Raw genomic sequence first — 13,458 nt, 5'->3', positions numbered from 1 at the left:
CTCCCCCCAGAAATCTCCCACGACTTTTTAAGTCTTTCTACGTTCTCTCTTCGCGTATGTATGGCCGCGCGAGCCATCTGGGCGCCAGGGCTCTTAGCCGGGTCTTTCTAACCGCCAGCTGGGCTAGCACCAGCACGGCTATCGAGGCTAGGTAGGGGACGGTGTTGAGGAGGTGTGGAGATGCCTCTGTTAGTCTCTGTAGAGTGTAGGCTAGTGATATGAAGAGCGAGGGGATTATGGAGGCGCCTGCGGCTAGGAGGGGGTTCCAGAGCGATATCATGGCTGTGACTACTGCGAGTGTGCCCCAGCCCATTACCAGCTGGTCTGACCAGCTTCCGTAGTAGATCAACACGAGGTAGGCGCCGGCGGATGAGGCCAGTGCGCCCTCCAGCGCGCCTGCGATTTTTCTAATTCTGTACACGTCGACGCCCATTAAGTCGAGGGAGGCGGGATCGTCTCCGGAGGCTTTAATTGCCACGCCTAGCCTGGTCCTCAGCAGGAGGTGTAGAGCCGCGGCGACGAGCACCGCGGCTAGGTAAATCTCCACCCCCTGGACTAACGGCTTCTCTATGGGTTTTCCCACGGCCGGCCGGGCGATTTGTGATCCCACTCCATACGCCATCATGGTGAAGGCGAAGCCCATCAGTATCTGGTTGAGTGCGAGGTCGTTGACCAGTAGGTAGTATAGTAGGTTGTAGAGAGTTCCCACGGCGACTGCGAGTAAACACCCCCAGGGGGGGCCTGCGGCGGTTGCGACGGCGGCTGATAGGTACACCACGCCTTCGAGGCCTAGGTTGAGGACTCCAGCTCTCTGGCCTATGACGGCTCCGAGGGTGGCGAGGAGTATGGGCGCGGCGCCTTTAAGCGCCTCTTGTACAACGCCTATGTCTACCGCCATACCACCCTGTACTTGTACATTACGTATCCGGCGAGCCCCCACGCCATTGCGCTTCCAACCAGGGCGTTGGCCACAAGCGCGGGTAGCCCCATCACTTTGAGATTTGTGGCGACTTGGTAGAGCCAGGCGATGTAGAGAGACGCGGCGGCGGCGCCCAGGGGGTGGAGGCCGCCTAGCCACGCGGCCGACACGCCGAATAGGCCGAAACCAGTGGAAACCTGTTGAAGCGTCATGTACCTACCGGCTTCTCTCGTCATGATCTCGACGGCGCCGCCCACGCCTGCCACCGCGCCGCTGAGTAGCAAAGTGGCGGCGATGTAGACCCTCGGCGACTTGCCGGCGTAGCGCACCACCTCTTCGCCCGAGGCTAGCAGGCGCAGGGTCAGCCCCGCGCGCGTCTTATACAGCGCAACTATTCCCGCTAGCAAGAGAGCGTACATCACGGCGGCTGCGAGGAGGTCTAGGTAGGGCGCCTCTACGGTGACGACGAAGCCCTTTTTCGCGGGGTCTCGCAGAGGCCCGTCTATGAAGTAGCGCGCGGTGTAGATAGCCACTAGGGAGAGTAGAAATGTGGTGACGGCCTCGTTGACCTCGGCGGTGGCTCTCAGCACGGCGGGAGCGAGGATCCAGAGGGTTGAGAAAAGCGCCGCCAGCGCCACGGCCTCCAGGGCGTTTCTAGACGCTACGGCCGCCAGGGCGCCCACCACCGCCTGCCCCTCCTGGCCGATGTTCCATATGCCTGAGCGGTAGGACAAGACCCCCGAGAGGCTTATCACCGCGACGACTAGGAAGACTCTGGCTAGGTAGTTGATGTCTACAGAGGTGAAGGCCGCGGCGGCTCTCTCCACGTCTCCGGTGAAGAGGAGGACTATGGCCGTAACCGTTGCGAGGGAGCCCAGCGCGGCGTATAGGTAGTGGAGCGGCGAGGGGGTCGGCCTCTGTATTAACCTCATTGCGTCATCGCCTCGGCGATTTCGCCGGTGTCGAAGGGCGGGGTGAAGACCCCGGTGATGCGGCCCCGGGAGATGGTGTATATCCTATCGGCTCTCTCCACGGCCTCCTCTATATCCTTGACGCTCAAAACCGCCCCGCCCGCCACGGCGGCTCTGACGAGGTCGTAAAACTTCTCCGCCGTCTCCACATCGAGCCCGCGGGTGGGGTAGGACGCCACCAGTATGCGCGGCTTCCTCAGCCACACCTCCCTGGCGAGGAGTAGCTTCTGCTGGTTTCCGCCTGACAGCGCCGCGGCTCTGGAGCCCGGCGTGGGGAAGTCGATGTCGAGGATTTTCCTAGCCTCCTCTAGGAGGTTCACGCAGTTGTTGAAACACCTAATCTTAAAGTTGTCTAGCACAGAAAGCTCCTTGGCGAGGGCCCGCCCCCTCTCCTCCGGCAGATATGCCACCCCCCTCTTGAGAAAGTAGCTAAACGGCCTGCCCGTGACCTCCTCCCCGTCTATAAAAATCCTCCCGCCTCTCGGCTTTTTGAAGCCGGAGAGGAGCTCCATTAGCTCCTCCTGCCCGTTCCCGGCCACGCCCAGCACCGCCACCACCTCCCCCCTCCTCAGCTCTATGTCCACGTCGGCCACGCGATTGCCCCTCAGCCCTTCTGCGCGGTATATAACCTCCCCCGGGGGGCCGCGGACGCCGTGGACGCGGCGGGGGGAGACGCCTTGAAACATCGCCCTCAGGAGCTCCTCCTCGTCGAAGGGCTTTTCGTAAACCCCCACCAGCCGACCTCTTCTCAACACCGTCACTCTGTCGGCCACCTCCACAACCTCTCTAATCTTGTGAGTGACGAAGACAACCGCCTTGCCCATGTCGGCGAGCCTCCTCACGATGCCGAGTAGCGACTTCACCTCTCTTGGGCTGAGGAGCGCCGTGGGCTCGTCCATTAGGAGTAGCTCGCTGTTGCGGGCCAGGGCCTTGACTATCTCCACCCTCTGCCTCTCGCCCACGGTGAGCTCGCCGACGTACCTACCCAGGGGGATCTCCACGCCAAGCCCCCTCCCCACCTCCACGGCCCTCGCCACGTCAACCCCAGCCAGTTTTAAATTCTCCTCCACCGTCAGCGACTCCACGAGGGCGAAGTGCTGGGAGATGAGCGCTATGCCCAGCCTCGCCGCGTGACTGGGCGAGTGTATAACAGTCTTTTGGCCGTTTACAAAAATCTCGCCCCCGTCCGGTCTGTATATGCCGTAGAGTATAGAGATGAGGGTGGATTTGCCGGCCCCGTTTTCGCCCAGTAGCCCGTGCACCTCGCCGCGTCTAACTTCGAAGTCGACGCCGTCGAGGGCGACTACTCCTGGAAAAGCCTTTCTCAGGCCTGTGGCCCGTAGAATAAGTTCCATTACGCCGGCTCCTTTACGTAGCCCTCCACGTACCAGTCCATGTTGTACAGGTCATCTTTGCTGAGCCTCGACCTGTCGGGCACCCTCACATTGCCCCTTATATCCTTGACGGGGCCTGTGAAGGGGTCCCATACCCCCTCAATCACCTCTCTCCTCCTCTTCTCGACGTATGTCTTTACGTCGTCGGGCACCGCGGGGTTCAGCGGCGTGATTATATCGGCTGGGTTCTTCCTGTAGTCGTAGCCGGCGTAGGCGTTTTTCATACTCCACCAGTAGTCCCTCGGCCTCTCGGGAGGCCACTCAGACCAGATGGACAAGTCGCCGGATATCCACGATAGGTACGCCCTTATAGCCATCTCCAGATACAGGGGGCCCCAGTTAACCACCTGCCCGGTGAGGTGGGCGTCGGGCCCGTATTGAGACATGTCGCTGTAGTGTGAAAAGGACCACACCTTCCGCCCCGCCTTCTGTTGCTCCTCAGCTACCTGCAGTACGGTGGGCGAGTCTTCTGTAAATGCGAGGACGTCAGCCCCCGCCTCTATCAGCGACGTAGCCGCCTTCCTCGCCTTGTCCGGGCTGTACCACTCCCCAATCCCAACCACCTCCATTGAGACGTTTGGATTCACCTCCCTTGCCCCTATTAGAAAGGCGTTCATATGTCTTATAATCTCCGGGAGCTTGGGGAACGCGGCTACGTACCCCAGTTTGTTGGTCTTGGTCATTCTGCCGGCGACTAGGCCATTGAGGTAATACGCCTCGTAGAGGTCTATGAAGTACTCGGCGAAGTTCCTCAGCCGGGCCCACTCATCTGGAGTCTTGAAGAAGCCTGAGCAGTGGGCGAAGAAGCGGTCTGGAGACTCCGACGCGGCCTGCTTCGTGCCGTCCATAAAGCCGTAGGACGTGGTGAAGACCATGTGCGCGCCGTTGGACAGCGCCCTTTTGATATAGGTATAGGCCTGGTCCTCGGGGACGCTCTCAGTGTAGGAGGTCTCCACGATACACCACTTCTTGGGGTCTGGACAGAGCGTCTTCTGGAGAAACCTCCTCCCCTGTTCATGGGCGTGCGTCCAGCCGTAGTCGCCGATGGGGCCTACGTAGATGAAGTGAATCCGCATCACCGGGAGGCCCGCCGCCGTCTTCGGCGCCTCTGTGGGGCTGGCGGCCGTCGCGGAGGTCTGCGTCGCCGTCTTCTCAACAGCGGTTTTTATACTCTGCAACGCGGCGTATGTGCCTCCGGCGCCCAGGGCCGCACCCACCGCGAAAGAAGCCACCGTCTTTAACCAATCTCTCCTGCTTGTTGCCATGAAGCCCCCAGTTAATAGCAAATAAATAGTTTTCTCTTATACCCACGGCAAGTTTTAAGTGAACAGTTAAACGACGTCAGCTACCCTAGGACCGAGCACCCAGCTCACGGGCATGATTCTCATCACAACCGCCATACCACCTGAATATATTTGCTTAACTCTTGGCCTCGCTTCTGATCTATCCCAGAAAGCCTCTCATCCTGGCGAGCGCTATGACATGCGGTTGGGCGTCTGCTGACTGTAGAAGAGAGGCGTAGGCATTGTCAATTTCAGGCTTGATGCCTAATATGTCGAAGGCCTGCTCCACATCCCTAACTAAATCCGCGCCTAAGATTTTCTCCACTCTCTTTCTGCAGTAAAACATTGAGTCAAATTTCCACTCAGTTATGAAGGCAGGTAATGCCCTTATGATTTCGTCTAATAAGCCCTGCTTATAAGCCCAGGCTACAAACCTAGCATCAAGGAAAGTAGGTGGCAGACCTGAGAAGTACCACGTGGCTGTGTAGGTTATCGCCCGGGGCAAGCGCAGATCCGCGCCATCTATTGTTCTTCCATATACCCTCCATGAGACACGGTCTCTAGTAAGCGGTATGACATTGCTTAGCTCTGTGATTTTTTCAAGGTATGGTTTTACAAAATCGCGGTACAGCGCCGACGCCTTCTCTACCCATTCGTTTTCCACCTCCACGCGACGCGACGCCGGGGGATTTTCCACGGTGTTTCTCACTTTTAAATACTCCGAGTAGGAAATGTCGTATCTCACCGCTGATTGAATTGTGGCAGTTTCGTAGCCAGCGTACTGCACCACCTCTATTGGAGCTAGATGTGGACTGTTGAGACCTCCTCTAAACGGCGGAGATCCCATCCCAATTATGGGGTATATTTTAAACTCCCCCTCTCTATTTAAGTCGTTAATCTGGTTAAGTGCCTTAACCAAGGCGAGCGAGGAGGCGGCGTGGCCGTGTCTAACAGCGGAGTCTGATATCCCCAAAAATACTCTCATCTCTTCAAGCACGCGGCCGCTGTGGAGAGCGGCGCGGAACAGAGCTTTAATAAAGCCCACTATGTGAATTTGGCGCGAGGCGTCTTCAACTAGTGGTATCAATTGCATCGTTGCTCTGTCCTTTACTGCGCCTAGTTCAGCCAAGTCTCTTATCTTCATGTCTAAAGCTTTGTAGACCATAACCATCGTGTCGTAGTCCTCAGCCATGGGCAAAATTACCCACCTCACAGCTTCTATACCGGCGGCGCGTCTCGAGTAGCTATTAGCAAGCACCACAGCCTCCAATGCCAACATGCTACGCTCGAAATCCTCCAAACGGGGGTTGGGTATCCTTGGCGTTATGAAAAATCTCTCTCCAAGTGGGATGCCCATCTCCACGGCCTTTGCTACGATATCTCTCGGCTGGGAATAAGGAGTGGCTTTCCCCTCGTAATCCACCATAATCTCACCGCATCCGTAGGCGAGGTAGGACACCACAGCCTCGTCAACCTCTTCAGAAGCGGTGATTTTCACTGTAGAGTCTGGATGCTGTGTACACATCAACCGCGGTATATACATTACGAAACTAATTGGGCTACTTTATATATATAGATTCGGCAATATATCTATAGGTATTTCGATAAACCCGCAGAGGTCGGTATTGTATAGGCCCTGAGGCCCAGCTTCCTCAAGCGGCCGGCGAGCCTCTCCGAGAAGCCGTATACGGTGTAGACCAGCCTTGGCGAGGCCTCGGTGGCGAACTCGACGAGGCTTGGGAAGTCGCTGTGGTCGCTGAGGGGTATGCCGTGTACCCCGGCGGCCTCGGCGTTTTTCCTAGTGGCTTCGTCGACGTACCAGCCGCTTACCTCTACCTTAAAGTAGCCGGGCGGCGCCATTCTGAGGTTCGGCACTATCAACACGTCTGTCACACTGCCCGTGGGGATGCCGAGAGCCTTGTTGTACCTAGCCACGGAGGAGTGGGCGCCGGCGCGTCTGCCGAAGAGCGCGGCGACCTCCTGAGCCTTGCCGAGGGGGTACGCCGAGATGGCCACGCCGCCCTCGCCGACCAGCCTCTCTACGACGTCCATAAGCTCGTTGTACACCTCAGCTCTGTTGGGAAAGACGTAGGCCGGGTCGCCGTAGGTGGCCTCCATGACGAGCACGTCAAGCTTCTCAAACGGCTCGGCCCCATCTGTGATAATAGACCCCGACGTGTTGAAGTCGCCGGTTATCAAGATCTGAAGCCCGTCCACCTCGGCCATGTACATAACGCTGCCCAGTATATGACCCGCCTCCAGCACGGCTATCTGCACGTTGCCGAGCTCCAGGACGGCCCCCGGCGCGGTAACGACGCGGCGGGGAGGCAGACCCCCAAACCTCACAGACATAGCCGCGAAGGTCTCCCTCGTAGCCACCACAAGGTGTCGGTATACATACCTCGACACATGGTCGCTGTGTCCATGCGTAACCAAGACGAAATCCACACGGCCCCTCACAGGCCCCGTGGGGTCAACCACAAATCTCGACTTGCGCCCCTCCACGTAGATGCCTCTGTCGTAGTAAATATTCACGGAGATCTGCAACACCGGTTTTTTATACATCAACCCATGCAGGCTTTAGGAATGGCCTAAGCTAGTAAGTATACAGTGGGCGGGCTCGCCAATCCCCTACATAGGTGGCCTTGGCGAGGTCCGTGTTGTTTATAATCACAGCGGGGACTAGGACAAACATCACGTTTTCCGGCTCTATATAGGTCGCGGCGGGTCTACAAGAGCCCCTCTCGAACACTGTGAACATTATGTTGAGGTTTTCCCCGGCGAGGCCGAGCTGGCCCGCGGTTGCGCAGAACAGCTCTCTGGGAGATCCCTGGGTTGCTACAAGCATTGCCAACGCGATTAACGGAAGTGCTACCCTCAACATGACTCAAAGAAATGCCGCTTTTGGGGCGTTGGCTAGGCTTGTTGTTGGAGTGATGTTTATTTACTGTCTGGGTGTGTGGCTTGTGGCTGGGCTTTTGAGGTATGTGGCTTACAGGTCGGCGCTGGCGGTGCCGACTCTCCTAATACTGCTCACGGTGGTGTTTTTTGTTTTGCGGGTGATTCCTGGGAACCCCATTGTGGCTATGGTCGGCATGAAGGCGCCTCCGGGTTATGTGGAACAGTTGATTAGGGAGGCGGGGCTGGATAAGCCGCTGTATGTCCAGTACTTTGACTACTTGGCTCAGGTTTTTACTGGTAATCTGGGGAGGAGCCTTGTCTTTGGCCGTAGGGCGGTGGCGGCGGAGATTATGGATAGGCTCCCGGCGACGGTGGAGCTGGCCGTGTCCGCCTTCGCCGTCAGCGTGTTGCTGGGGCACGTCTTTGGCTTCTTGGCGGCTAGGTTTGGGGGGAGGGTGGATCTCGGGGCTAGGCTCTACGCCATGGTTTCCTACGTCTTGTTTATACCCTTCGTCGGGTTGGCTCTACAGCTGGTGTTTTCGGTATGGCTGGGGTGGTTCCCCGTGGCTGGGAGGATCACCCCCGGCCTCGAGCCGCCGAGGGTGACCGGCCTCTACCTAGTGGACTCCCTCTTGGCTGGTCGCCTGGACTCCTTTGCCGACGCCCTGCGGTACCTGGCTCTGCCGTCTTTCACCCTGGGGCTGGTCCTCTCTGGGGTTTTCACGAGGCTTATTAGGAATAACATGGTTAAGACCTTGGGGGAGGACTTCGTCTCTGCGTATAGGGCGATGGGTTTTGGGGAGCTTTCCGTGTTGTGGAGGGCGTATAGGGTGGCCATCGTGCCGACAGTCACCATGATGGGGCTTCAGCTGGCTCTACTCCTCCAAGGCGCCGTGTTGACGGAGACCACCTTCTCCTGGCCGGGCCTGGGGACTCTCCTCCTGGAGCGCATCCAGTATCTAGACTACACCACTGTCCAGGGCACCGTGGTGGTGTTCGTCGTCATCGTGGTGTTGCTCAACGTCTTGGTAGACGTAGTCAACGCACTGCTCGACCCCAGGGTGAGGAGGGGACTATGATGCTGAGGGCCGGCGCGGCGGTGGTGGCTTTTGTCCTGATCCTCTCGGCGCTGGCGCCCCTCATCGCGCCTTACGACCCCACGAAGAGGTCGGGTGACCCCCTCTCCCCGCCGGGGCCAGGCCACGTATTCGGCACCGACAACTTGGGTAGAGACGTGTTTAGCCGGGTTCTATACGGAGGCCAGGTGATGATTGCCATTTCACTACTGGCCACTCTGCTGTCTGCCTCCGTGGGGTTCACCCTGGGCATGTTTTCTGGGTATGTGGGCGGTGGGGTGGATAGGGCATTGGGTATGGTTATGGACAGCATGTACGCCTTCCCCAGCCTGATCCTGGCTATTGCAATCGCCAGCGTCCTGGGGCCGAGCCCTGTGAACGCCGCTTTGGCAATCGGCGTAGTGTACATACCGACGTACTTCAGGATGGCGCGTAACGAGACGATGGTGGTGAAGTCGAGCCTCTTCGTGGAGGCGGCTGTCTCCCTGGGCATGTCTAGGTGGAGGGTTGTGTTTCGCCACATCCTCCCCAACCTAGTCCCGTCGCTGGTGGTGGTCGCCACGATAAACGTCGCAGACGCGGCCCTCACCGAGTCCGCCCTGGCCTTCCTCGGCTACACAGTGACCCCGCCCACTCCGGACTGGGGCCTCGACCTCTCAAGCGCGAGGTCGTACATAGTAAACGGCAACTGGTGGCTACTGGCACCCGGCTTCTTCATAGTGCTGACTGCCCTGGGCTTCTCAATGCTGGGGGAGGGCCTGGGGGAGAGGCTGGGTAAAAAAGACTAGGTTTTAATTGCCCAGTACCGTAGAATCATCGTGGGGTCGACTACCACCTGGATGTTGGGCTTGGTCACTATGAAGAGCCTGCCCTGTATCAGGGGGATGATGGGGACGTCCTCCGCGAGGATCTGCTGCGCCTGTCTGTAGAGTTGTTCTCTTGCCTGCTGGCTGAGCTCGGTGGACGCCTTGTCTAGTATCTGGTCCATCTGCGGGTTGCTGTAGCCGTTGCCCAGCCACTTGTTGGAGCCGCTTCTCAAAAACGGCGTGGTGTAGTCGTCTGGGTCTATGTAGTCGGGGTACCAGCCCAGGAGGGATACCATCATGGCGCCGCTTCTCAACTGCTGTACGTACGTGGCCCACTCGGCGGATTTAATAGTCACAGACACCGCGCCGGTGGCCTCCCACTGCTCCTTCAGCACCGCGGCGAGGTCCTTCTCAGTGTCGCCGTAGTGGGTCGGGGTGTACCACAGCTCAATGTTCAGCTTCTTCCCCGCGCCGTACCCTGCCTGCTGGAGCAACTGCTTGGCGAGGTCGGTGTTGCAGTCGCCGTACTTCTCTTGGAAAACCGGGTAGGAGGACCACATGCCCTGGGGTATCAGCGTGAATAGGGGCGCCACGGTGCCGCGGTACACCACGTTTGCAATGTCTTTCCTGCATACGGCGGCGGCGAGGGCCTGCCTCACCTTGACGTCTTTAAGCTCAGGCATGTTGAGGTTGAGGACTATGTACCTAATGAAGGAGCCCGGCACCTCCACCACCTTGTACTTCCCAGTCGCCCTCAGTGCCTCCACGTCAGGTGGGTTGAGCGTCCTCCACGCGATGTCCACCTCGCCTCTCTCAAGGGCGAGCCTCAGGGTTGTGGCGTCTTTATAGAACCTAACAACTACCTGGGTGAACTGGGGCTTGGGGCCGTAGTAGTAGGGGTTCGCCTCCAGCACTATCTGCTGGTCCCTCACAAAGGTCTTTATACAGTAGGGCCCGGCGCCGCCGGCCGTCTGGTCCGAGTCCACCTTGTCGGGGTTGTACCTGGGGTGCACCGGGAAGTAGGGCGGGGTCGCCACCAGCGCGAGGAAGTAAGACACGGGCTTCTTTAGGTAGAAGACGACGGTGGTGGCGTTGGGGGCCTCCACCCTCTCTACGAAGTCGGTCACCAGCCACGCTGGGTCGCCGTTTATCTTCATAACCCGGTCAATCGACCTTTTCACGTCCTGTGCCGTGAGGGGCGTGCCGTCGCAGAACTTGAGGTTAGGCCTCAGTTTAAACACCCAGACCTTGCCGCCGTCCTGCGCTGTCCAGCTCTCGGCGAGGTCCGGCTCCAAATCGGTTGTCCCAGGCTTATATCTCACGAGGCCCGCCATTGTGTTGTAGAGCACCTCCCATGTAAAGAAGTCGTACGCGTTAGACGGGTCCAGGTCGGTGACTTTGTCAGTCACGCCGATAGTCAACACAGCGGCTTGTTGAGTCGCGGTCTGAGTAGGCGTAGTTGTTGTGGTAGTAGTCTGCCCGGGAGTTGTCTGTGTCGATGGAGTGGTTGTCGGGGTCTGGGCTGGCGGTGCCTGCGTCATTAACACAGCAACGATGGCCAACAGAATTAGTACCGCTACTATGCCTGCTACAAGTGTTTTATTCATATGTAGCTAGATGTAGGTCGTTAAAATACATTGGCGATATATAGGACTATATAAGAAGACGCCGTTAGAATAAGCCCAGCTATTAACGCCCTACCGGACCAGTGCACCGACGCGGCGGCGCACACGGCTCACTAGAGCTAGAGGAGGGCCACCGCGTTGATCAAGGGATCGTCTCCGAGAAAAACTTTAAATCCCGTATTCACTGAGCCTTGGGCGGGGGTGCCCGAGCCAGGTCAAAGGGGCAGGGTTGAGGTCCCTGTGGCGTAGGCCTGCGTGGGTTCAAATCCCACCCCCCGCACCTTTCTACTCTTCAGGTTAAGCCGTGGGGTCGGTGTTGTGGTTAGAGACGGTGGCTCTCTAGCTTGGGAAATTGTGCAGTCGCCCGCCGACGTTTTCACCTGTGATTCAAAATAGTAGAGTTTTTGGGGGATCTGCGAAATTCTCAAGTGGAGTGCTCGTAGTTGGCGTTGTAGCGTCTGTCTGGAAAAGCCGGTTTTGACGACTGTGGTTTTATGGAGTTGCGATTTTAAGAGGCAACCATAATCCCAAGGTGGCGGCGTACGTAGGATTTTAACAAGATGCGAGGCGTAATACGGGCTTTGAGGCGGCGTCAATGCCGTGTATCAAGGTATAGACGCGGTTTGGGGTGCGCTTGTTACACGCCGTCGGTGGTATTCACCATTTAAATCTACGTGACGTTATGTGGTTTAGTTGCTTCTCCTGGCTGTTTTTGAAGAGGGGGTTGTGTTGTGAGTAGAATGCCGTTGTTGTAGCTTTCTTGTTTAAGTTGGTTTTTGCGCGTGTGAAGGCATTGTTATGTTGTCGGCGGGAGGACGTGTTGGTTTATGGTGGTGGGAGTACTGCGTTTATCGCAATTAAGGCCGCTATTATGGCTATGGATATGGCTATGGCGGCTCTGGGGGTTAGCTTGATTTTCTCCAGCTCACCCTCCTCGCTGAATTTAATGAGGCCAGCGGCGACGAATGGGTTGAGGCCCTCGTACTTCCTCCGACGCGCCATGTAGATAACATGGCTCTGGTTTATATTTTTTCAGCCCATGCGAGTTTCTTCAATTGTCTGGCTATTGGGGTGTCATCACTTTAATATCTGTAGGTACAGGGGTTTAATGTATTGGGTCGCCGTCCTGGCTGGATTCTTGGGGGGTTTTCTCGGGCCTCTCATCGGCGTGGGGGGTGGAGTTGTGATTGTGCCTATATTGAATCTGTCAGGTGTGGAGTTCCAGACCGCGGTGGCGGCTAGTCTGTTTTCTATAGCGGTGACCTCTCTCACCTCTATCTATAACTACAGGCGGAGTTTAAGCACGTCGTTGTTGTTGAGGTATATGGCGTTTTCTGTCGTTGCTGCGGTAGCCAGCGCCTTCATATCTGTGAAGTTTTCTGGGAGTTGGATTAAGCTGATTTATGGAGTCTACCTAATTATTATCGGGGTGGTTTTGTTGCTTAATAAGAGGCCTGGTAGGCCGGCGCCGTGGCTGGGTTACATGCTTGTGTTTATAGGGGGGTTTGTCTCCTCGCTTTTCGGCGTGGGCGGGGGGACTATTTTCGTACCTGCGCTCATCCTGGTGTCCGGTATGGAGGCTAAGATCGCGGCGGCGATGAGCATGGGCGTTATTTTACCCACCGCACTGGCGTCGACTCTCACATATGCGTGGCTTGGCGTGCTGGAGCTGGGGCTGGCTGTGTTTATCGCCTTGGGTAGCTTTGTCGGCTCTTTTATCGCGAGTAGATACGTGATGCCTCGACTGGGGTCTAGCTCTGTAAAGAGGCTGTTCGTGGGCTATGTGTTTGCAGTAGGTGTGTACTACCTATGGAGTAACCTTGCCCTGGCCTTGTCTTAGGTTTTCGAAGGCTGTTTTGACCCACTGGAGCCAGTCTGTGTAGGTGCGGTCACGGCCTAGGGTGAATGGCTCGTAAACCACGTAGGAGGTGTCGTTTCTAAACACGGCGACGTATATGGGGGCTATCTGTGCCTGTGGAGCTCCGCCGAGAGGTTGATACGTGCCGTATGTCTGCGCAATTGCCCCTGCCAGCGCGTGGGCCTGCTCCACCCGGGGAGATACGGCTGTGGAGTTGATAACTACGCCATTTAAGTAGTCCTCTAGTGAGAGCCTGCCGTCGTAGAGTAGGGAGAGATAGGCTTTTGTTGTGTTATCTGTGGCCCAGGGGGCTATGTACACAGTGTAGCCCCGGGCCGCGTTGAGGACCTCTTTGATGGCGGTGAGGAGCTCCGCCCTGTTTGTGGCATTTAGCTGATCTCTGTATCCCAGCACCACAACCCCCTGTTGCCCCCTGGCGGCCAGCACGCCTATGGAGGAGGCGTCTGTAATGATTTTCTGCCTAGCCTGTGGGTTGTCCCAGTAGGGCTTGTGCACGGGCTCTCTGAGGTATACGTTGGCGGCCACGGTGGCGAGGAGCACCGCCGCAGTGGCGGCGAAGGCGATGGCGAATACCAGCCAGTTATTCATCGCGGGTGGGTTATCC

Annotated in this window: 13 protein-coding genes and 1 tRNA gene; 4 read left to right on the top strand and 10 right to left on the bottom strand. The window is 57.5% G+C overall.

Translation table 11 applies throughout. The features are described from left to right. Window positions 1–37: 37 nt before the first annotated feature. The 7 genes from P186_RS05660 to P186_RS05630 all read right to left on the bottom strand — a co-directional run bounded on the left by P186_RS05660 (window position 38) and on the right by P186_RS05630 (window position 7,451). Window positions 38–898: an ABC transporter permease gene (locus tag P186_RS05660; RefSeq protein ID WP_014288483.1), complete on the bottom strand. Its 861-nt coding sequence runs from the start codon at window positions 896–898 to the stop codon at window positions 38–40. Beyond that, window positions 889–1,851 (bottom strand): ABC transporter permease subunit, encoded by a 963-nt coding sequence (locus P186_RS05655; protein WP_014288482.1) that lies wholly within the window; start codon window positions 1,849–1,851, stop codon window positions 889–891. The genes P186_RS05660 and P186_RS05655 overlap by 10 nt, the downstream gene beginning before the upstream one ends. Continuing rightward, window positions 1,848–3,245 (bottom strand): ABC transporter ATP-binding protein, encoded by a 1,398-nt coding sequence (locus P186_RS05650; RefSeq protein WP_014288481.1) that lies wholly within the window; start codon window positions 3,243–3,245, stop codon window positions 1,848–1,850. The genes P186_RS05655 and P186_RS05650 overlap by 4 nt, the downstream gene beginning before the upstream one ends. Next, window positions 3,245–4,549, bottom strand: coding sequence for a BMP family ABC transporter substrate-binding protein (locus tag P186_RS05645; RefSeq protein ID WP_014288480.1), 1,305 nt, complete (start codon window positions 4,547–4,549; stop codon window positions 3,245–3,247). The genes P186_RS05650 and P186_RS05645 overlap by 1 nt, the downstream gene beginning before the upstream one ends. 178 nt (window positions 4,550–4,727) lie before the next feature. Continuing rightward, on the bottom strand, window positions 4,728–6,110 hold the full coding sequence (gene ppcA, locus P186_RS05640) for a phosphoenolpyruvate carboxylase (protein ID WP_148682771.1): 1,383 nt from the start codon (window positions 6,108–6,110) through the stop codon (window positions 4,728–4,730). Between the two features lie 47 nt (window positions 6,111–6,157). Beyond that, complete coding sequence (locus P186_RS05635; protein WP_148682770.1) at window positions 6,158–7,102, bottom strand: MBL fold metallo-hydrolase; 945 nt, start codon at window positions 7,100–7,102, stop codon at window positions 6,158–6,160. Between the two features lie 61 nt (window positions 7,103–7,163). Continuing rightward, a complete protein-coding gene (locus tag P186_RS05630; RefSeq protein ID WP_014288477.1) occupies window positions 7,164–7,451 on the bottom strand; it encodes a hypothetical protein in 288 nt (95 codons plus the stop codon). A gap of 82 nt (window positions 7,452–7,533) precedes the next feature. Here P186_RS05630 and P186_RS05625 point away from each other — a divergent pair, with 82 nt between their 5' ends. Together P186_RS05625 and P186_RS05620 are read left to right on the top strand one after the other, a co-directional pair. Further along, complete coding sequence (locus tag P186_RS05625) at window positions 7,534–8,547, top strand: ABC transporter permease (RefSeq protein ID WP_148682769.1); 1,014 nt, start codon at window positions 7,534–7,536, stop codon at window positions 8,545–8,547. Then, on the top strand, window positions 8,544–9,332 hold the full coding sequence (locus tag P186_RS05620; RefSeq protein WP_014288475.1) for an ABC transporter permease: 789 nt from the start codon (window positions 8,544–8,546) through the stop codon (window positions 9,330–9,332). The genes P186_RS05625 and P186_RS05620 overlap by 4 nt, the downstream gene beginning before the upstream one ends. Here the strand turns inward: P186_RS05620 and P186_RS05615 are convergent. After that, complete coding sequence (locus P186_RS05615; RefSeq protein ID WP_014288474.1) at window positions 9,329–10,957, bottom strand: ABC transporter substrate-binding protein; 1,629 nt, start codon at window positions 10,955–10,957, stop codon at window positions 9,329–9,331. The genes P186_RS05620 and P186_RS05615 overlap by 4 nt on opposite strands. A 213-nt stretch (window positions 10,958–11,170) precedes the next feature. On the opposite strand from P186_RS05615, the gene P186_RS05610 reads away from it, so the two are divergent. Then, window positions 11,171–11,255, top strand: a tRNA-Leu gene (locus tag P186_RS05610). 545 nt (window positions 11,256–11,800) lie between these two features. On the opposite strand, the gene P186_RS05605 is transcribed toward P186_RS05610, so the two are convergent. Continuing rightward, the gene (locus P186_RS05605) at window positions 11,801–11,977 is read right to left on the bottom strand and encodes a preprotein translocase subunit Sec61beta (RefSeq protein ID WP_014288473.1); all 177 of its coding nucleotides are present in this window, start codon (window positions 11,975–11,977) and stop codon (window positions 11,801–11,803) included. Window positions 11,978–12,083: 106 nt separating this feature from the next. On the opposite strand from P186_RS05605, the gene P186_RS05600 reads away from it, so the two are divergent. Continuing rightward, window positions 12,084–12,815, top strand: coding sequence for a sulfite exporter TauE/SafE family protein (locus tag P186_RS05600; RefSeq protein WP_014288472.1), 732 nt, complete (start codon window positions 12,084–12,086; stop codon window positions 12,813–12,815). On the opposite strand, the gene P186_RS05595 is transcribed toward P186_RS05600, so the two are convergent. Continuing rightward, window positions 12,783–13,442, bottom strand: coding sequence for a hypothetical protein (locus tag P186_RS05595; RefSeq protein ID WP_014288471.1), 660 nt, complete (start codon window positions 13,440–13,442; stop codon window positions 12,783–12,785). The genes P186_RS05600 and P186_RS05595 overlap by 33 nt on opposite strands. Window positions 13,443–13,458 lie beyond the last annotated feature (16 nt).

The sequence above is a fragment of the Pyrobaculum ferrireducens genome, assembly GCF_000234805.1.
Classification (GTDB): Archaea; Thermoproteota; Thermoprotei; order Thermoproteales; family Thermoproteaceae; genus Pyrobaculum; species Pyrobaculum ferrireducens.
This window is presented reverse-complemented; position numbering and strand designations above follow the sequence as displayed.

Bases quoted from the DNA above. Each gene is read 5' to 3' on its own strand.
- P186_RS05660 (WP_014288483.1), bottom strand. From the start codon at position 898: ATGGCGGTAGACATAGGCGTTGTACAAGAGGCGCTTAAAGGCGCCGCG.
- P186_RS05655 (WP_014288482.1), bottom strand. From the start codon at position 1,851: ATGAGGTTAATACAGAGGCCGACCCCCTCGCCGCTCCACTACCTATAC.
- P186_RS05650 (WP_014288481.1), bottom strand. From the start codon at position 3,245: ATGGAACTTATTCTACGGGCCACAGGCCTGAGAAAGGCTTTTCCAGGA.
- P186_RS05645 (WP_014288480.1), bottom strand. From the start codon at position 4,549: ATGGCAACAAGCAGGAGAGATTGGTTAAAGACGGTGGCTTCTTTCGCG.
- ppcA (WP_148682771.1), bottom strand. From the start codon at position 6,110: ATGTATATACCGCGGTTGATGTGTACACAGCATCCAGACTCTACAGTG.
- P186_RS05630 (WP_014288477.1), bottom strand. From the start codon at position 7,451: ATGTTGAGGGTAGCACTTCCGTTAATCGCGTTGGCAATGCTTGTAGCA.
- P186_RS05620 (WP_014288475.1), top strand. From the start codon at position 8,544: ATGATGCTGAGGGCCGGCGCGGCGGTGGTGGCTTTTGTCCTGATCCTC.
- P186_RS05615 (WP_014288474.1), bottom strand. From the start codon at position 10,957: ATGAATAAAACACTTGTAGCAGGCATAGTAGCGGTACTAATTCTGTTG.
- P186_RS05605 (WP_014288473.1), bottom strand. From the start codon at position 11,977: ATGGCGCGTCGGAGGAAGTACGAGGGCCTCAACCCATTCGTCGCCGCT.
- P186_RS05600 (WP_014288472.1), top strand. From the start codon at position 12,084: ATGTATTGGGTCGCCGTCCTGGCTGGATTCTTGGGGGGTTTTCTCGGG.
- P186_RS05595 (WP_014288471.1), bottom strand. From the start codon at position 13,442: ATGAATAACTGGCTGGTATTCGCCATCGCCTTCGCCGCCACTGCGGCG.